This is a genomic window from Alcanivorax sp. (assembly GCF_017794965.1).
Classification (GTDB): Bacteria; Pseudomonadota; Gammaproteobacteria; order Pseudomonadales; family Alcanivoracaceae; genus Alcanivorax.
Window position 1 is genome coordinate 1,568,828 of sequence record NZ_CP051240.1, and the last position, 17,909, is coordinate 1,586,736.

At 57.6% G+C, this 17,909-nt stretch carries 15 protein-coding genes; 5 read left to right on the forward strand and 10 right to left on the reverse strand.

The genetic code is table 11. The annotated features are described in order from the left end of the window. Positions 1–30: 30 nt before the first annotated feature. The 4 genes from HF945_RS06980 (at position 31) to HF945_RS06995 (ending at position 4,725) form a co-directional block, all read left to right on the forward strand. Positions 31–942 (forward strand): MoxR family ATPase, encoded by a 912-nt coding sequence (locus HF945_RS06980; protein WP_290525024.1) that lies wholly within the window; start codon positions 31–33, stop codon positions 940–942. Between the two features lie 75 nt (positions 943–1,017). After that, positions 1,018–1,905, forward strand: coding sequence for a DUF58 domain-containing protein (locus HF945_RS06985; protein WP_290525398.1), 888 nt, complete (start codon positions 1,018–1,020; stop codon positions 1,903–1,905). Continuing rightward, the gene (locus tag HF945_RS06990; protein ID WP_290525025.1) at positions 1,905–3,938 is read left to right on the forward strand and encodes a DUF3488 and transglutaminase-like domain-containing protein; all 2,034 of its coding nucleotides are present in this window, start codon (positions 1,905–1,907) and stop codon (positions 3,936–3,938) included. The genes HF945_RS06985 and HF945_RS06990 overlap by 1 nt, the downstream gene beginning before the upstream one ends. 52 nt (positions 3,939–3,990) lie before the next feature. After that, positions 3,991–4,725, forward strand: coding sequence for an iron-containing redox enzyme family protein (locus tag HF945_RS06995; RefSeq protein WP_290525026.1), 735 nt, complete (start codon positions 3,991–3,993; stop codon positions 4,723–4,725). Positions 4,726–4,774: 49 nt separating this feature from the next. Here the strand turns inward: HF945_RS06995 and HF945_RS07000 are convergent, their stop codons facing one another. Then, a complete protein-coding gene (locus HF945_RS07000) occupies positions 4,775–5,341 on the reverse strand; it encodes a hypothetical protein (protein ID WP_290525027.1) in 567 nt (188 codons plus the stop codon). A gap of 135 nt (positions 5,342–5,476) precedes the next feature. On the opposite strand from HF945_RS07000, the gene hrpB reads away from it, so the two are divergent. Then, a complete protein-coding gene (gene hrpB, locus HF945_RS07005; protein ID WP_290525028.1) occupies positions 5,477–7,915 on the forward strand; it encodes an ATP-dependent helicase HrpB in 2,439 nt (812 codons plus the stop codon). 553 nt (positions 7,916–8,468) lie between these two features. Here hrpB and HF945_RS07010 read toward each other — a convergent pair. The 9 genes from HF945_RS07010 to HF945_RS07050 form a co-directional block, all read right to left on the reverse strand. After that, on the reverse strand, positions 8,469–9,440 hold the full coding sequence (locus HF945_RS07010; protein ID WP_290525029.1) for an AgmX/PglI C-terminal domain-containing protein: 972 nt from the start codon (positions 9,438–9,440) through the stop codon (positions 8,469–8,471). Continuing rightward, positions 9,437–9,937: a biopolymer transporter ExbD gene (locus tag HF945_RS07015; protein ID WP_290525030.1), complete on the reverse strand. Its 501-nt coding sequence runs from the start codon at positions 9,935–9,937 to the stop codon at positions 9,437–9,439. The genes HF945_RS07010 and HF945_RS07015 overlap by 4 nt, the downstream gene beginning before the upstream one ends. Continuing rightward, complete coding sequence (locus HF945_RS07020; protein WP_290525031.1) at positions 9,934–10,464, reverse strand: biopolymer transporter ExbD; 531 nt, start codon at positions 10,462–10,464, stop codon at positions 9,934–9,936. Before HF945_RS07020 ends, HF945_RS07015 begins: the two co-directional genes overlap by 4 nt. 41 nt (positions 10,465–10,505) lie before the next feature. Next, positions 10,506–11,192, reverse strand: a complete 687-nt coding sequence (locus HF945_RS07025; protein ID WP_290525032.1) for a MotA/TolQ/ExbB proton channel family protein — start codon at positions 11,190–11,192, stop codon at positions 10,506–10,508. A gap of 160 nt (positions 11,193–11,352) precedes the next feature. Further along, a complete protein-coding gene (locus tag HF945_RS07030; protein WP_290525033.1) occupies positions 11,353–11,649 on the reverse strand; it encodes a hypothetical protein in 297 nt (98 codons plus the stop codon). Next, complete coding sequence (locus HF945_RS07035; protein WP_290525034.1) at positions 11,649–12,413, reverse strand: tetratricopeptide repeat protein; 765 nt, start codon at positions 12,411–12,413, stop codon at positions 11,649–11,651. Before HF945_RS07035 ends, HF945_RS07030 begins: the two co-directional genes overlap by 1 nt. After that, a complete protein-coding gene (locus HF945_RS07040) occupies positions 12,394–15,342 on the reverse strand; it encodes a tetratricopeptide repeat protein (RefSeq protein ID WP_290525035.1) in 2,949 nt (982 codons plus the stop codon). Before HF945_RS07040 ends, HF945_RS07035 begins: the two co-directional genes overlap by 20 nt. After that, the gene (locus tag HF945_RS07045; protein WP_290525036.1) at positions 15,339–17,255 is read right to left on the reverse strand and encodes a hypothetical protein; all 1,917 of its coding nucleotides are present in this window, start codon (positions 17,253–17,255) and stop codon (positions 15,339–15,341) included. Before HF945_RS07045 ends, HF945_RS07040 begins: the two co-directional genes overlap by 4 nt. After that, positions 17,252–17,770, reverse strand: coding sequence for a hypothetical protein (locus tag HF945_RS07050; protein WP_290525037.1), 519 nt, complete (start codon positions 17,768–17,770; stop codon positions 17,252–17,254). The genes HF945_RS07045 and HF945_RS07050 overlap by 4 nt, the downstream gene beginning before the upstream one ends. Positions 17,771–17,909: the final 139 nt, after the last annotated feature.

Consider the following 17,909-nt stretch of genomic DNA (forward strand, 5'->3'; position numbering starts at 1 on the left):
CATAACAATAAACCGTACAAAAGGGATCGCATGCAGGCACTGACAAATGCTCTTGCTGAAGTCGGGAAAGTGGTTCTCGGCAAGGAAGACCAGCTTAAGCTGGCACTGACCTGCCTGATGGCCAATGGGCACCTGCTGATTGAAGATCTGCCCGGCATGGGCAAGACCACACTGGCCCATGCGCTGGCAAGGGTATTCCAGTTGCAATACCGCCGTGTGCAGTTCACCAGTGACATGTTGCCAGCGGATATTCTCGGCGTTTCCGTTTTTGATCCCAATACCCAGAATTTCACCCTCCGTGAGGGCCCGGTCTTTACCCAGCTGTTACTGGCTGACGAGATCAACCGTGCCACGCCCAAGACCCAGGGGGCATTGCTGGAAGCCATGGAAGAGCGACAGGTCACCCTGGACGGGGTGACCCGGCCGCTTCCCAGGCCCTTCTTTGTGGTGGCTACCCAGAACCCCTCTGATCAGGCCGGCACCTTCGTGTTGCCGGAGTCCCAGTTGGACCGCTTCCTGATGCGGATCTCCCTGGGCTATCCCGCCCCGGAGGTGGAGCTGAACTTGTTGGCTGGTGGGGATCTGCGTGAACAGGCCCGCAACCTGAAGCCGGTAATCAGCAGCGAGGGGCTGATAAAACTCAGTGGTATGGTCGACAAGGTTCGCGCCAGCCATGAGTTGCTGGACTATGTGCAGCGATTGCTCGAAGCCACTCGCACCGACGATCGTTTTGTGGCCGGGCTTTCTCCCCGGGCGGGCTTGGGCTTGCTCAAGGCTGCCCGTGCCTGGGCGCTGATTGGCAACCGTGATTATGTACTCCCGGAAGATATTCAGGCGGTGTGGGCAGCAGTGGCAGAGCATCGCTTGAGTGCCCGACAGGGCGGAAGTGTGGCAGCCATGACCCAGTCGTTGCTGCAATCCGTGCCGGTGGTACGGCGCTAGCCAATGCGCTTGCCGGCTCCCATCCGGAATCTCTATCAGCGCTGGTTAGCGCGCAGATTGCCGCGCGCCCCATTGGTGATACTGAACCAGCGACGCATCTTCATCTTTCCTACCGGTTACGGTTTCTTTTATATGGGCGTTGCCAGCCTGTTGTTCATTGGTGGCATCAACTACGAGAACAATCTGATCCTGTCACTCAGTTTTCTGCTGGCCAGCCTGTTTCTTGTCGCTATTTTGCACACCTACCGGAATCTCTCCGGGCTGGGTGTGCGCAATGGTGGCAGCGATTCCGGCTTCGCTGGCGAGCATGGCGCATTAGGCGTGACGCTGTTCAGCGAGCGCCGTGACCATTACTGCATTTGGCTCAAGTGGGAAGGGCAGCCGCCGCAGCAGATTACCGTTCCGGCAGGAGAAGAAAGCGCTCTGTGGCTTAACCTGGACCTGCCTCGCCGAGGGCGCGTTCTCGCTCCCCGTATGAAAGTGGAAAGCTATTTCCCCCTGGGCCTGTTACGCACCTGGTCTTATGTCAGTCTGGATCATTACTGCCTGGCCTGGCCATCGCCTCAGGAAAGCCGTGAGTGTCCGGCTGACGGGGGCAGCGAAGTGACCCAGTCTGCGCCGGCGGGGAAGGCCGGAAATGAAGAGTTTCAAGGGCTGCGTGCCTATGTGGCTGGCGATTCACTGCGGCGCATCGACTGGAAGGGATTTGCCCGCGGCAGTGGACTGAACACCAAGTTATTCGAAGAGCCTGCCGGTGGCAGGCTGTGGCTGGACTGGGACCTGCTGGAGGGGCGGCCTGCGGAGCAGCGACTGTCGATCCTTTGTTACTGGGTGTTGGTGTTGGACAAGAAACAACAGCCCTATGGCATGAAGTTGCCCGGTCTTACTCTGCCGCCGGATACCGGCGATACCCACCGGCTGCGAGCGCTGGATGCGTTGGCCGCCTGGCCGGAGTTTGGCTAATGCGGGTCTATCAGGTTCCCACTCACACGCGCTTCTGGCTTGTCCTGACGGTGATCGCTTGTTCACTGCCGCAGCTGATTCGTGGCCCTGCCTGGCAGGCGGGCCTGCTGGTGTTGGTGCTGGTGCTTAGGGCACTGGCTGACCGGCAGCGAATCCGGGTAACCGGCAAGCTGCTACGGGGCGCGTTGATGGTCGGGGTGGTGGGGCTGACCTGGTTTACCTTCGGCCGGATATACGGCCCCGAAGCGGGGGTCGCCTTGCTGGTGAGCCTGTTTGCGCTCAAGTTTCTGGAAGTGGTGCGCCAGCGTGACGCCTATGTGGTGATCGTTTTGGGGTACTTCGTCTGTGCCACCGCGCTGCTGTTTGCTCGCGGGCCGGGCATCTTCAGCTATGTGCTGCTCTGTATGCTGTTGCTGACCACCTGTCTGGTGGGCATCAACCACAGTGATACCGGGGCTCGCCCCATGGGACACATGCGGCGAGGCGGGGTCATGGTCCTGCAGGCAGTGCCGGTCATGCTGGTGTTGTTTGTGCTGGTTCCCCGGGTGCCGCCACTGTGGAACATGCGTCTGGATTCCGGTCAGGCCCGCACCGGGATGTCCGACAGCATGGCTCCGGGAGAAATCAGTGAATTGTCGCAATCTTCCGAGCCCGCATTCCGGATTGCCTTCGATGGGGCGATGCCGCCCAAGCACGAACGCTACTGGCGGGGGCTGACCCTGAGCCATTTCGATGGCCGCACCTGGCAGCAGGCCATGCCCCGTGGGATGCAGCGCAAGGATTACCTTTATGAAGCCGGCCAGGCGGCGCCAGGCTGGTATCAGTCCTTGATGGCCGCGGAGCGGGGCGAAGGATACCGCTATCAGGTGATCATGGAGCCCACACAACGGCAATGGTTGTTTGCCATGAAGGTGCCAGTGCTGGAGCAGGGAGAGGCCGGGCTGGCCCGTGACCTTCGTCTGGTGGCCAGAGAGCCGGTAGCCGACAATTTTGGCTACAGGGTAAGCAGCTATCCGGCATTGTCATCTTCGATTACGCTGGAGCCAAGCGAACGAGAGTTGATGCTCTCCCTGCCGGATGAGGGGGTGGGCAGACGGGCCAGGGGGCTGGCGCAACAGTGGCAGCTGGACGCGGGCAGCGGCGCTGAGGTGGTGCAGACCGCGCTGCGCTTCTTTCGTCAGCAACCGTTCTATTACACCCTCAAGCCACCGCCGCTTCCTGTTGACCCCATCGATGAATTCCTTTTCGTGACCCGTCGCGGCTTCTGTGAACATTATGCCTCCAGCTTCACCTTCATGATGCGGGCGGCAGGGATCCCGGCCCGTGTGGTGGCCGGGTATCAGGGGGGCGAGCCCAACGCGCTTGGTTCCCACCTGATGGTTCGCCAGTATGATGCTCACGCCTGGAGCGAGGTTTGGCTGGAGGGCCAAGGCTGGGTCCGGGTTGATCCCACCGCCGCCGTGGCACCGGATCGTATCGAAGATGGCCTGAGAGCGGCATTGTCAGACAGCGAATTCGATATCGGTGCACTGGAAGGTCTGCAGAGCTTCGCCGATTCCGGTCTGATGGGCCGACTGAGGCAATGGGGCGACTATGTGGATTTTCAGTGGCAGACCTGGGTTCTCGGTTACAACAGCCAGTCACAGGGGAACCTGCTTCGTCAGTTGTTGGGCTCCGCCAGTCCGATGCGCATTGCACTGGCGCTACTGGGCGGGATTACCCTGTTACTCGCCCTCTACATGATTGTCTTGCTGCGGCAGGACAAAGGCCACCGCCAGAACCCCATGGAGCGGGAATTCTGGCGCCTGCATGCACGCGTGGGGCGTCAACAGGGGGTAACACTGGAACCCGGGTTGAGTCCACAGCAGTTGGCAGAATGCATTGCCAGGTATTGGCCAGATGCGGCGGAGGCGGCCCGGCAGTGGGCCTTGCAGTACCAGCAGGCGCTCTATAATCCATCGGTTGCCGCTGACAGAAAGCGAATTCGTCATTTACGCCGCCTGCGAAATAGATTATACAAATTATTGAACTAGCGTACTGATACGCGCTGGTCTGCTTCATTGACTGTTGTGACGGAGAACAACTATGCGCGCCGCTAATTACAAGAAAGCGCTGGAGTTAACTGAACATTCCCCCTGGGCACGTCAGTTCTGGGACGACTTGGTGCCACTCAAGGATAAAGTGGTTCACCATCCGCTGTTTATGGAAATGGGCAGCGGCGCACTGAGCCTGGCACGTTTTCGTTCTGCACTGCTGAACTTCTATCCGCTGGTGGAGAACTTCCCCAAGTACATGGGCCTGAATCTGGCGAAAACCCGGCCCGGCCGCCATGCGGGACATGAAGAGGCCAAGAACTGGCTGATAGGTAACATCAAGATTGAACAGCGCCACGCCTACTGGTACCAGGATTGGGCCATGGGGTTTGGCCTGACCCTGCATGATCTCGAATTTGTCGATCCACCTGCTGCCATGGACGCCGTCAATCACTATCTCTGGAGTATCGGTCGCCAGGCCACTCTGGAGGAGGGGATTGCCGCCACCAACCTGGCCATCGAATGGGCCACCGGGGAGTGGAGCCAGAGTGTGGTGAAAGGCATGAAAGCCTATGAAGAGCAGGGGGTTGCTACCATTAACCGTCATTCCATGGCCTGGTTGCGGGCCCACGCATCCTACGATGACGACCACCCCCATGAAGCCATGGAGCTGATCAAGTTGATCTGTGTGGATGAGGATAGTCGTGAGCGCGCTCACAAGGCGGCTTTCAAGGGGCTGGAATACTACGTGCACGCGCTGGATTATTGCTACGACAGCGCTGACTGATCAGCGGCTGTCGCACGCGTTCTGCTGTCGGGTATACCCGGCAGCAGAGCTACATATACACCTGCAGTTTGTCACGGATTACCCTCTGAATCGCCTTGATCTCCATCGGCGAACGATCAGTCAGTTTGGACGGCATGATGCGATTGAGGTGGAGACAGGGAAAGTCCTTACGGAAGGCACGCAGGTCCCCTTTGGTAATAACAGGCAGAAAAGGCACCGACTCGGTTTCCTTTTTCATCAATGCCCACAAGCCAACTTTCAACGGTACCGGCTTGACCACACGCTTGCCGGATTTGAGCAGCCGCAATGTGAGAAACAACCCCTCTTTGCCAAACAGATCACCGGGTACGATGTACATGCCACTGGCGTGAACGCTCTCTTCGACAATGCCGTTGAAGGTATCGTGGTAGGCATAGGGATTGGGAAGAATAATCAGTGAGCGCTCATCATTTTCCGGTAGTGATATCTCGTAATTGGTATAGAGTTGCTCTACTGGGCCACTGTACACACACAACGTATCCTGAAACTGCTTGATGAAGTTGACCGCCCGTTGGTGGTTGTCGAATTCGTTCAGTTTCCAGATGAGATGTTCAGGTATCCCCAAGTCGTTCATCATAGCGGATGGATCACCTAGTTATATTTTATTAGTGATACTCAGAATATAGCATAGGTCATCGGCTTCAACAGTCCTCATTGAATCACATTCTTGTTTACTTATGAGTAATTTGTCTCAATCCAGACAGAATATGTCATGACCCATCCCTTTCCTGTAGATGCCGTGATGGCGTCACTGTTTTCCACGCTTTCCGAGCACGGCGGTGCCATTCTTGAAGCACCGACCGGCGCCGGTAAATCCACCCGAGTGCCGCTGGGTCTTCTGGAAACCCACTGGGCCAGCAAGGGCCGTATCCTCATGCTCGAGCCTCGTCGGGTGGCTGCCCGTTCTGTGGCAAGCTTCATGGCGTCACAGCGACAGGAAAAACCCGGCGAGACGATTGGTTACCGGACCAGGACCGATACCCGGGTCAGTGACAATACACGGGTGGAAGTGGTCACCGAAGGGGTGTTGACCCGCATGCTACTTGCCGACCCGGAGCTGAATGGCATCAGTCTGGTGATCTTCGATGAATTTCACGAGCGTTCCTTGCAAGGGGATCTGGGACTGGCACTGATCTGTGAAACACGGGAAGCTTTTCGTGAGGACCTGGGCTTGCTGGTCATGTCGGCAACGTTGAACTGCGGGCCGCTGATGGAGCGTCTTGGCTTGCCACTGGTGAAGAGTGAAGGGCGCTGTTACCCGGTTGATGTGCGTTATGCTCCGGTACCTGCCAATCAACACTGGGAACGGCATGTGGCCAGTCAGATCGCGGCAGTGGAGCACCAGGCAACGGTCATGCTGGTTTTTCTGCCCGGTCAGGCAGCCATTCGCCGGGTACGGCAGCATCTCGATAGCCAGCAGCTTTCAGGCTCTGTGAGGGAGCTGCACGGTGGCTTGTCCCTGGATGATCAGCAACAGGTTCTCAAGCAGGCCAGTGAAGGGCGTCCGCTCATTATCCTGGCCACTAACGTGGCGGAAACCAGTCTTACCATCGACAACGTCACCCATGTCATCGACAGTGGCCTGGCCCGGGAACCAGTCTACGATCCCGGCCGTCACCGCAGCCGGCTGGTGACTCGTCGTATCAGTGAAGCCAGTGCAAGGCAGCGTGCCGGCCGAGCAGGGCGACTGGGGCCTGGGGTCTGCATTCGTTGCTGGTCCGCTGAAGAGGTGTTGGCCCAGCACCCGGTACCCGAGATTTGTCGTGTGGGTCTCGATCAGCTGGTGCTGGATCTGGCCCGTTGGGGCTGTCTGGATCCTGCTCAGATGCAGTGGCTGGACGCACCGCCTGAGGCGGCATGGCAATCGGCGGTATCGAGACTCACCCTGATGGGGGCCCTGGAAAAGGGCGGCGCGATCACCGGGTTTGGACTGGATATCGCCAAACTGGGGCTGGAACCTTCCCTGGCGGCGCTGGTGATGTCAGGTCACAAGGCCGGTTTGCCCAAGACCGCCGCTCGAGTGGCGGCGTTATTGTCCGAGCGGGATATTCTGCAAGGGCAGGGTGTCGACTTGCGCACTCGGTTGCAAGCCCTGGCCCGACAACCGCAGCGCTACGCTCATGTGCTGAGTGAGGCATCCAGAATCGTCGCTGGCGCCGGTGAGTATGAGGAAGACTGGCAGGGAAGGCTGGACAGACTGCTGGCTGATGCAATGCCCATGCAGCTGGCGAAAAAGCGGAACAACCAGCAACACCGTTACCAGATGGCAGACGGTCCTGGTCTGGCGCTGCCACAGCGAGATGCGCTTGAAGAGGAAGAATGGCTGCTGGTTCTTGATACGGATGGGAATCCACGGGACGCGAGAATCAGGCTGGCATTACCGGTCAGCGCAGACACCATGGAAATGCTGTTGTCTCAGCGGGCCCGCAATCGTGAAATTGTCGCATGGGATTCAGAGCGGCAGCGGGTCACAGGCCGACGCCTGCGTTGCCTGGGGGAGATTGAGCTGGAATCCCTGCCGTTGTCCAGATTGAATCCTGAACAGGTGAGCGAGGCCTTGCTGGACGGCATTCGTCAGGAAGGGCTTGAGCTGTTGCCCTGGACCCCCCGCCTGCGTCAGTGGCAGGCCAGGGTCATGCGTTTGGCCCAGCTGGATGAGCAATGGCCCGATCTCAGTGATGAATGTTTACTGGCCCGGCTGGAGCAGTGGCTGGCGCCTTATCTTGCGGGCATGCGCACCGCGGAGGATCTGAAATCCTTACCCCTGGGCAGTGCCCTGGCGGGTTTGTTGGATCCTTCTCGCCAACAGTTGCTGGACCAGCTGATGCCGGAGGCCGTTACCATACCCACTGGGCGTCAGGTAGCCCTGGACTACCGCGGCGAGCATGTGGTGCTGGCCGTAAAGCTTCAGGAATTGTTTGGCATGAAGACCTTGCCGGTACTGGCTGGCGGTAAATTGAGGATCACCGCGCATTTGCTGACGCCGGCGGGTAGACCGGCAGCCATCACCGATAACCTGGCCCGGTTCTGGTCTGAAAATTATCAGGCCGTGCGCAAGGACCTGCGTGGCCGCTACCCGAAACACCCCTGGCCTGAAGATCCTCTGACCGCCCAGGCTACCGCCTGGACCAAGAAGCGGGCAGGGCAGTGAGCTACGAGCTACGAGCTACGAGCTACGAGCTACGAGCTACGAGCTACGAGCTACGAGCTACGAGCTACGAGCTACGAGCTACGAGCTACGAGCTACGCTCGATTGGAATAAGAAAGGCCAATAAGTTCCCGGGGCTGGGTGGTTTTTTTAGCTACCCGATTCGCCCAGGCAAGCTGGGCTCCTACAACGGAACCGGTGTTTCTACGAAGCCACTGTAGGAACGTAGCGAAGCGGAGTAACGCACGGAGTGCGGCCCCGAAGGGGTGAGCGAAGCGAATAACGAGCTTGTCTGGGCGATCCGAGCTCAAGCGAGGCAAGGATTCCAGATGCGAGTTTCGAGTTACGAGGTTCGAAAAGCGAATCAGGGCAGTTTGCCGTTTTATGCTTTCGAAACTCGCTTCCCGAAACTCGAAACTGTCTCTCGCCGTCGCTCGCATCGTCTGCAGGCAGACTCCTGCAGTAGGGGGCATCCACCGGCGTGTTGCCGTGTTTGCAGCCCCAGAGCGGCAAAAAAAACGCCCCGAAGGGCGTTTTATTCTTTCCGAAGGTGGGATCAATTCGGGAAGAAGTTCAGCTTGTAGTCACCTTTCCAGGTTTCCACGTTCATGGCGCCAAAATTCATACCCTTGGCAATCAACAGGATACGCCGTTCAAGCTTGGCATCGTTAAGCTGACTGGACTTGATCTTGGCGTCAGTCACATCCCCGTTGGGGGCAATGACCAGTGACAGCACGACGGTGCCCTGCAAGGCCGGGTTGCTGCGCAGTGCACGCTGGTACTGACTGTTGAACTTGCCAGCATAGCGGTCGAATACGCGGCGCAACTGTTCCTGGGTACGTCGGCTCTTGCCATCGCTGCCCTTGCGGGTAGTGCTCGCTGCCTGGCCAGATTCGGCGATCTTGCTGTCCACCTTGCCACTGCCCACACTCCCGGAGGAGAGTGTGCCGCCGCCACCGCCACCACTGGAGGCCTTGGCTACAGCCACACCACCAGACCCTGCGCTGGCACGCTTGCCAATCAGGTCACGTTCCGCCTTGGCTTCACTGCTGCCGCCAGTGCGCAGATCGTTACCCGAGCTGACAAGGGGGCCAATATCGTCCAACCCAGACAGGGAATCACCCAGGTCTTCTTCCAGCTTGGCCTTGGCAGTTTCCCGGGCTTCATCGCGCTGCTCAGGGGTCGGATCAGGACGCGGTTCAGGCTCAGGTTCGGGCTCGGGTTCTGGCTCAGGCTCTTCTTCCTTGGGCTGTTCCTCTTCCTCGGGTTCCGGTTCTGGCTCGGGTTCCGGGGGCGGTGGCTCTTTCTGTTTCTCAAGCACCATCTGCGCCAGCCGTTCGGGAATCTCTTGCTGTTCTCTATCCGGCTTCTCGATGGTGATGGATTCCACCAGCACCATGAGAATCAAACAGAGAACCAGAAAGATGATGACGAAGCCGTACAGTCGGCGGTTTTCCCCCTCCTGTTTATCCCAAGGCAGAGTGCCGTCGATCAGGATTCGCAGCTTGTTGTTATTGTTCTGCGTCATTCGCTGTCCTCCTCTGCCACTTTCAGCACAGCGAAGGACACTTTGGTGTATGGCGTTTCCATACAACTACGCATCAGCTTCTTGATAACAACATAGGGAACATCCCGGTCTGCAAGGATCATGATCTCGCGATCCTCCTCCGGGTTTACAGACAGCGCCTGGGAGGCACGGAACTGCAGCTCGTCGATCAACGCCTGCACGGTGCGCTCTTCCTGTTCGCGAACCGCTTCCGTCTTCGCGATGGGCTGACCTTCCACAATGATGTCGCTGGGGCTGATCTGTACCGTCAGCACTTCATTGGGGAGTTCCTGGGCAACCGACTCGGGCAGTTGAATGTCCTTGTTGTCGGGCAGTTTGGCCGCGTTGTTGTTATTCACCAGCAGAAAGATCAGCAGAATGGTGAAAATGTCCATCAACGAGGTCAGGTTCAATGCCGCAACGGTCTTGTGCTTGCCGTGATGGCGCGCCATACGGCGGGCGCGACTGGATTTCTTCACGCGTCACCTCCGTTTCCGGCGGCCTTGTCAGCAGGTGCAGAGCCGATATTGATGTTGGGGAACAGTTCTTTCTTGATAGTCTGTCCGTTGATTTCGGTGTTGTAGAGACGCACCACATCCATGGTCTTGATCATGACCCGGTAGGGGGTGTCATCTTCACATAACAAGGTGACTGCCGTTTCGTCGGGGAACTTCTTCTTTAGTTCAACCAGGTAGTCATGCAACGCATCACTGTCGTGCGCGTCATCCTTGTTTTCCAGAATTTTAAGTACAGCACTGGTATTTCGATCTACTACCTCATAGCGGTTCTCGTAGATCAATACTTCCAGCACCAGTTTGTCTTTTTCATCGTCTTCCGAGGGCGTACTGCTGTCGCTAATAGCTGGCAGGTTCAGCTGCAGGATGGAAACCTGCGCAAACACTGCGTTGATCAGCAGAAAAGGAATCAACACTACCATCAGGTTGAGGAAGGCAGTGATGTTCAGTTCCGCCTCGGTGTCGTGCGAACGTCGTCTGCGAAATCGCATACCAGATCCTTACACCAGGTTGGCGAAAACAAGAAGTCAGCTTATTGGGCTTCGCTCTTGCGCTCAGATACCTGGCGGAAGACATTCACGAATTTCACCGAGGCCATTTCCATGCTGTCTACCATCTTGCCGGTCATGGAATTGATGAAGGCAAAGGCCAGCAGCATCGGAATTGCAGCGATCAGGCCGAAGGCGGTGGTGTTCATGGCCACGGAAATGGACGCAGAAAGAAGATCTGCCTTCTGGGCCGGGTCTGCGCTTGCTACCGCGGTAAATGCGCTGATCAGACCAAGAATGGTACCCAACAGGCCGAGCAGGGTGGCAATGTTGGCGAACGTGGCAATGTAGGGAGTACGGGTTTCCAGGCGCGGGATCACTTCCATCAGGCCTTCTTCCATGGCCAGTTCGATATCGTCATGGCGCTTGGCAGTTTTGGCGCGTTCGAGACCGTAGCCGATGATCTTGGCCATGCCGGTATCGCTGGTGCTGACCACATCCAGCGCCTGACGGAACTGGCCTTTGGCGATCAGTGGATACACATCCTTCCAGGTTTTCTGGTTGCGCGCCTTGGTGGCCTGCAGATAGATGATGCGTTCCAGAGACAGCGCCAGCCCCAGGGCCAGAACAATCAGAATGGGATACATGAAAAAGCCGCCGTCCTGAATAAAAGAGATGGCGGTATCAACAATACCTGCGCTCTGTGCGGCAGAGGTGGCAGTGGTGGGCATGGACTTCTCCTGCGGTGTTACTGGTTTGTGTTGTTGTGTGGCAGACAGCAGTGGGCTGGTTTGCTAACGCTGTTGCCTTCCCCAAAAGGTCATTATCAATCAGAAACAAGGTTGTACGCATCCAGAGAATTACCGGGGCAGGGTGCGCTGCCCCGACGCTTCAATCGAGGAACAGTCCCTCATCTTCCGGTGAGCTGGTAAGCAGCTGATGGTATTCGATTTCACGCATCAGGACTTCCTGGTCCAGCGGTTCGAGTACCCTGTTAAGCAGTGATGAAGTGGGGTCCTTTTTCTCCAGCTTCACTTCACGGTCTTTCCAGGGCACCACGTTCAAAACGGTGGGGGCTTCCTGGGTGCCAATCACATTGGTCACCCCCGTTTCTTCATTGCCATCGGCGCCATGGGCTGCCGCTGTGAAAGCGAGTACAAGGCTGCCTGCGAGTGTGCTTACACGCATTAGTTGACACCTCCTGTGTTATTTCCGTCGCCACTGCCAGCCACTGGCTGACTGGGGGCGTCCGGCGCGCGGTTTTCCAGATCAACGATCCAGTTGGCCACATTACTGTCGGCCTGCTTCTGCAGATTCTGATAGGCCCGGAAGTGGGTCAGGGCCAGATTCAGATCCTGCAAATATAACTCACCCAGTACGGCCAGATTGAAATGGGCGCGGGCGTATTTCGGGTCCAGCGTCAGAGCCTGCTCATAGTGGCTGCGAGACTCATCAAACTGACCCTGTTCCCGCAATGCCAGGCCCAGGCCGTTATGGGCGTAGGGATTGGCATCGTTAATGGCCAGACATTCACGGAAGGCCTTTTCGGCTTCCGGGAATTTTTCCTGTTCCATGTAGATCAGACCCACATTCAATTTTGGACCTGATAACTGAGGATACCTTTCTGCAAGCGACTGAAACATGACAAGTGCCTGCTGGTCATTTCCTGCCATGCGAGTTTGCAGGGCACGGGCGTATTCTGCCATGGCCTGTTGGGCTACTTTTTCCGCCTCCGGTGAATGGGGGACGGGGGGGATATGCACCGCATCGCTGTCTGAGGCTGCGCCCCCGGCCTTCTGGCCTTCATATTTGCTGGTATGCCCCTCCGGCGTGCCCTCAAGACCACCACCGGTATTGGTGGCACAGCCAGACATGACTAGCGCAAGGCTCAGGGAGAGGGCGGCCAGCGGCAGACGCCGGGGTGCCGGAGAATCAGTAAATAATGTCCACATGGCTCTCAACCTGTTCAAATTTCGCGTAGCGACCGGGGATCAGTTCGGCCAGTGCACCAAAGCTCTTTTTAACCCACTGGTCATAAATGTCATCAGTGACCAGGTCGGCATTGGCGATCAGGATATCAATGGCCTGATCCTCATAGGGCAGGGCCTTGTCTTCAAGGAGCATGGTGTACTCCTCAAGCTCCAGTTCGTCCAGACCTTGAGGGCGTTCGGAGGCAATCAGATCCTTGGCCAGCACCCGGTACATCTCGCCAATCTTGTAATTGGCAGCGGTGGCATATTCTGCCACGCCGATGTCGGCAACCGCCTGGTAGTCTGCCAGTGCAGTCTTCATGACGGAGGTTTTCTCTGCCAGGGAGGTCTTCAGAGGCTGCTCGAGCTTGATGCTGTTAAACCGCTGGAAGTCCGGCTCGGCCAGGGTGAAGCTGGCATAGGCCGCCAACCAGGCCACGCGATCAGAGGCATTGCTGCCGGCATCACGGTAGCTGGTGACAAGCTGCTCGAGCCAGTAGGTTTCCTGTGCTGTATTGCCGGTTTTGCGGTTCAGCTCTACCAGGCGGTACTGCGCCTCGGAGCGGAAATCATAGGGCTGCGGCCATTCCTGCAGGTATTGCTTGTACATGGCAATGGATTGCGCCGGTTGTTCAGCACGGTCCTGCATCTCAGCCGCTTTCCACAATGCCTGGCGTGACAGCTCGTCGTCTTCACCCTTGTAATTGGCTGCAATCAACGCCAGTTCGCCAGCGGCGGCGGTGTAATTGCCCTGTTTTTCGTAAGCCACGGCCAGCTTGTCCGGGATGGTTTCGGTCAAGGGGTCATTCGGATAGCGGGTACGGAAGGCCTCGAGAACCGGGATAGCCTCCGCTCCACGCCCCTGGTTGATGTAAAGCGTGGCCGCATCGAATTCCGCGTTCTTGCGTACAGCCGCTTCAGGCACGGTCTGGCCCACACGCAGGAAGGTGGCGGCTGCCAGGTCCACATCCCCGGCGCTCTGTGCCGTTTCAGCCTGCCGGTAGATGCTTACCGCCAGCTTTTCGCGATACGTGGCGCGTTCTTCGGCGGGCATTTCCAGTGCCAGCAGTTGCCCATAGGCAAACTCCGCCACGGGGTAGTTGGCCAGGTCAAACTCGCCATTGGCGATAGTTGCCCAGCCATAACGGAGCAAGTCATTGGGCGGTGGTGGCTCACGATTGACGAGGATGCCAGCAGTCTTGACCGCACCGGGGATATCATTAAGTGCAAGCTGGTCTTCGGCGGTGTTGCGCAACACGTTCGGCACTTCCGGATGCTCCGGGAAGGTCTCACCAAACTTCTGTGAGCTGGCGATTTTCCGGGTTCGCCACTGGGTCGCTTCCTCTTCGCTCAGGTTCTCGTCATTGAGGACTTGCTGATAGGCCACCAGTGCAGAATAGGCCGACGCAGAAGCCTGCGGGTAATTGGGGTGCTGATAGGCAGTGCGTTCGAATTCTGCCACCGAGGTGGAGTAATCCTGTGCGGCAAACAGCACGTCAGCATAACGGTGGTTCACCTCGCCACGGTTCTCGCTGGCTGGCGGCGTGTCAAGGTACTGCTTGTACCAGCTGGCCGGCACAAGATAATCGGCGGGTTCGCCGGATTTCCGGGCCAGCACATGGTGGTACTCAGCCAGGTCCAGAATATGGCCTTTCAACAGTGCCACGTACTGCTCACGAATCTCCGGGTGACGCTGCCAGTATTCGCTGGCGACACCGTAACGCTGTACAAATTTTTCCTTGGCGGGCAGTACCAGGGTCGGAAATCCGCCTTCCTGGTAGGATTCGATCTGCAGACTGGAAAATTCCGGGGCCAGATCTGAATCCGGGTAGACAGTGACAAACATGTCGAAGGTTTCTGCGGCATCACGGAAACGCTCCTGGCCAAGGTAGACATTACCCAGGGTGCGGTAGATCTCGGGCTCGTAATCACGCTGGCCGTTGCGGGCAAACCATTTGCGTACTGATTTGGCGCCATCCTGATTGGAGAACGCCAGCCCGGCCACGCGCTGGGTATCCTTGAACAGCTTGTTTTCCATGCTGGTGTCGTTGTCCAGCTCGGCATGGCCGTCCAGCGTGTCCAGCAGGGTGAAGAAGCTGCCCAGGGCAGGGGTGTAGTCACCCAGTTTGTAGTGGCTCCAGCCCTGCTTGTACAGCGCCTGATTATAGAATTCGTTTCCTTTCCCGCGGCGAATCACATCCGCATAGGCCTGTTCTGCATACTCGTAGTCGCCAGCGGAAAACAGCATTTCTGCGCGGCGGAACTGGGCTTCCAACGCCCATTCACTGTCCGGATACTCTGCAACAAGGGAATCCAGGCTTTCCTGGGCTTTATCAAGATCACCATCCATGGCGTATGCCTTGGACAGCAGGTAGTAGGCTTCTGCCCGTTCTTCCGGATCGTTGGTGTTGCTCAGGAGCTCTTCGTAGAGGCCGATAGCGGTGGTGTAGTCCACGTTTTCGTCAGCCATGGTAGGGGCCATGTAGCCGGCCTGGTCGAGGAGCGCCAGCTTGCGCTCCGCGTCGTCCGTGTTCTCCACCTGTTCCATGGTGTTCTTGTACACCATCTCGTCCACTTCCCGCTCCAGCCGTTCATTTTCTGCCTGGAACTCGGCCATGTCCTGTTCAGTGGCGGAGGAGAGCGCAAGATCAGCCATGCGTCGCAGTGTTCTGGCACGGCGTTCGGGGTCGTCAAACAGTTCCGCCGCCTGGCGGTAGCTGTCGAGTGCGTCCTTGGTAGTGGCGTTGTCGAGCTGTTGCTCTTCAATGACGATATCGGTGCTTTCCAGATCTGCCAGGGTGGTACCACCAAACCTGGCCTGTTGATCCAGAGTGCCACCGGTCGGGGCGCTGGCACAGCCGCTGATGGCAATTACTGCAGCGGCAAGACTGTGCAGGCGAAAACGGTTCACGATCCTTTCCTCTGTTTACTTTCCCCGGAGACCGAGGTGTCCTGTAATCGTGCTACGGCCAGATGGGCCTCAGCCAGCTGGTCAGCGAGCTTTTTCTGGTTGGCACGCAGCAGCGCAAGTGCATCAGCTTGCATGCTTTTTTCCAGCGCTGCCAGTGTGTCTTCTGACATTCGCTTGATCTCGGCGATACGGGGCTGCTGCTGTGCCAGTCTCTGTCCCAGATCATCCCGGGTACGCAGGGTGGCATCACGGATCTGGGCGCCGACCGCCGCCACGCGTTCTGCCAGAATACGGCTTTCTTCTTCCAGCTCGGTTGCAGCTTGAATCTGTTTCTCGCGTTGTTCCACCGACTGGTGGGCAATATCCCAAAGAAGCAGCCCGCGGACCCGGCGAAGACGCAGGGCGTTGGCATGGGTTGAGCCCGGCAGCATGCCAAACTGGTTCGCCAGGTTGTCGACCTTGTCCCACATGATGGCCTGCTCGGCGGTGGCCACGTCGGCCGGGCGGCTCATGTCCACGAAATTGGGGATGTTCAGGCCCAGCTTGTCACTGGCCAGCATGAGCTGTTCCTGGGTTTTCTGATGTTGGCTGATTTGCCGGCGCACATTGGGCAGGTTGCGGGTCAGTGTCTGCTGCTGGATCTGGTAGGTTTCACGCAGTGCCGGCAGAGACTGTTCCCAATGCTCAACCATACTCTTGATCTGGTGGATCTGACGATAGTGCTGGAAGCGTTGTGCGAAGGCATTACTGGAAAACAGCTTGTACAGATAGGAGAGCTCACCACCCTTGGCCAGATCCTCACTGTTCGCGGGCAGAAAGCCCACTTCATTGATGTCTTCCGGCAACAGATTATCCGCCCAACCGGTCTGGCCAATGTTTTCGATGGCCCTTTGCAGGTCCTTCAATGCTTCACGGTATTGCTCAGCGGCATATTTGTACCCTGCCAGCGCCTGGGGCATCCCTCCCAACTCTTCATAGGCACGGGGAGCAAGCAGCAGGGCTTCCTGCACGGATGGGTGACTGCTGTTCCTGCCAACGGCCTCCAGCCACAGCGGCAAGGCGCGCTTTACCGCGCCGGCCCGGTAATTGGTAAGCCCCAAAGCCAGCAGGGCGTCTTCGGAGAAGGGGCCGTCGCTTCTGACCTGGCGCAGTGCGGACTGGGCGCCTGCCAATTCGCCACTGCGCAGCTGGGTCAGGCCGGCTGCCAGTGCGGCCCGGTCTCGCAAGGCAAGCGCCTGGTCGGTGCTGGCATCCAGCGTCAACAGTGAATTGAGCAACTGCAGGCCCTGGGATTCATGGCCACCACGAATCAGAGCGACGCCCATATTGTAGGTGGCGTAGCGTCCCTCATTGGTCTCAATGGGCACGCCGTCCAGGTAACCCAGGGCACCACTGAAGTCGCCCTCCGCCATGAAGATATTGGCCAGCATGAGTTTGCGGCGTGCTTCATCGGCAGGTTCCAGACCCTCCACCTTCTTGTCATCAAGGATCATCGCCGCTTCAGTCAGGTTGCCTTCGCGGTAATGCAAAGCGGCCTTGTGTAACCAGGTCTGCGCGCGGGTATGGCTGAGGATGTCCTTTTTGAGAAGACGGTTGAAGATGGTTTCAGCGTTACCCGGCAGGCCGTAGGTCACATAGAGATCGCCGAGCAATAATTCGGCGTAGTCGGTGTCTTCATTGAACAGCGATTGTTCCTGGTTGACCAGCAACTGGTTAATGGCGTCAAAGGTGGCATGCCGATAGAAGTCGTACATCACCTCGCCAAAGGCCAGGTAGCGGTGCTGTTCAAGGCTGAGCGGGGTGGGGCCAGTATCGATTTCGTCAAAGAACTCGACCTTGGCCGCCTGAATCGATGCACTGGACGCGGCGATGCATGCTGCAAGCAGCCACTTTTTCAGTGGTCCTTGCTTCATTGCTGATTCCATTCACGGAATTCAAACTTGTGTTGCTGGTTATTGAGGTCGTCCACCACCTGCATTTCCAGCATTTTTTTCCCGGCGCCCTTGGTAAAGGCATAACTGGTGGTCTTCTGGTAATCCTTGCCCTGGGGGTCATAGCCGGTAATGGTGGCTTCGAGCAGATGACGGCCACTGGTCAGATTACCGGTGTAAAGGCGCTGAATGCCGCCTTTTGTCAGGGCTTCAAATTCCTGATCGGTGTAAAAGTGGTAGCCCACATGCTCGCCATCAATGGTGAGGTTGATATCAACCAGTCGGATGGGGGTACCCACATCAACGGATACATAAATGCTGGTTTGCGGCGTCGCATAGAGTAATTCACGCTCCAGCAGGGTCAGATCCCGGTTCAGGTCCAAGGCTTGATTCTTGAGCTGTCGAATCTGCTCGGAAAGACCATCATCACTGGCAGCACCAAGCGGCGAGTACAGGGCCACAATCAGGGCGCTGCACAGGGAAAGGAATGCTTTCATGGGTTTGCGATCGCTTGTTTTGTTGTTATGAGCCGGATATCCGGCAGTTGCCCTAGTTGTAATTCAGAAGAACGGCGTAAATCAAGGCCGAAGAGCCGGTATAATTGACCCTGAGAGCAATTTTATACGCTTCGGTTGT

Excerpts from the sequence above, each read along its gene's own strand:
- HF945_RS07025 (WP_290525032.1), bottom strand. The coding sequence starts at position 11,192 with ATGCCCACCACTGCCACCTCTGCCGCACAGAGCGCAGGTATTGTTGAT.
- HF945_RS07030 (WP_290525033.1), bottom strand. The coding sequence starts at position 11,649 with ATGCGTGTAAGCACACTCGCAGGCAGCCTTGTACTCGCTTTCACAGCG.
- HF945_RS07000 (WP_290525027.1), bottom strand. The coding sequence starts at position 5,341 with ATGATGAACGACTTGGGGATACCTGAACATCTCATCTGGAAACTGAAC.
- hrpB (WP_290525028.1), top strand. The coding sequence starts at position 5,477 with ATGACCCATCCCTTTCCTGTAGATGCCGTGATGGCGTCACTGTTTTCC.
- HF945_RS07010 (WP_290525029.1), bottom strand. The coding sequence starts at position 9,440 with ATGACGCAGAACAATAACAACAAGCTGCGAATCCTGATCGACGGCACT.
- HF945_RS06990 (WP_290525025.1), top strand. The coding sequence starts at position 1,905 with ATGCGGGTCTATCAGGTTCCCACTCACACGCGCTTCTGGCTTGTCCTG.
- HF945_RS07045 (WP_290525036.1), bottom strand. The coding sequence starts at position 17,255 with ATGAAGCAAGGACCACTGAAAAAGTGGCTGCTTGCAGCATGCATCGCC.
- HF945_RS07035 (WP_290525034.1), bottom strand. The coding sequence starts at position 12,413 with ATGTGGACATTATTTACTGATTCTCCGGCACCCCGGCGTCTGCCGCTG.
- HF945_RS07020 (WP_290525031.1), bottom strand. The coding sequence starts at position 10,464 with ATGCGATTTCGCAGACGACGTTCGCACGACACCGAGGCGGAACTGAAC.
- HF945_RS07050 (WP_290525037.1), bottom strand. The coding sequence starts at position 17,770 with ATGAAAGCATTCCTTTCCCTGTGCAGCGCCCTGATTGTGGCCCTGTAC.
- HF945_RS06980 (WP_290525024.1), top strand. The coding sequence starts at position 31 with ATGCAGGCACTGACAAATGCTCTTGCTGAAGTCGGGAAAGTGGTTCTC.
- HF945_RS06995 (WP_290525026.1), top strand. The coding sequence starts at position 3,991 with ATGCGCGCCGCTAATTACAAGAAAGCGCTGGAGTTAACTGAACATTCC.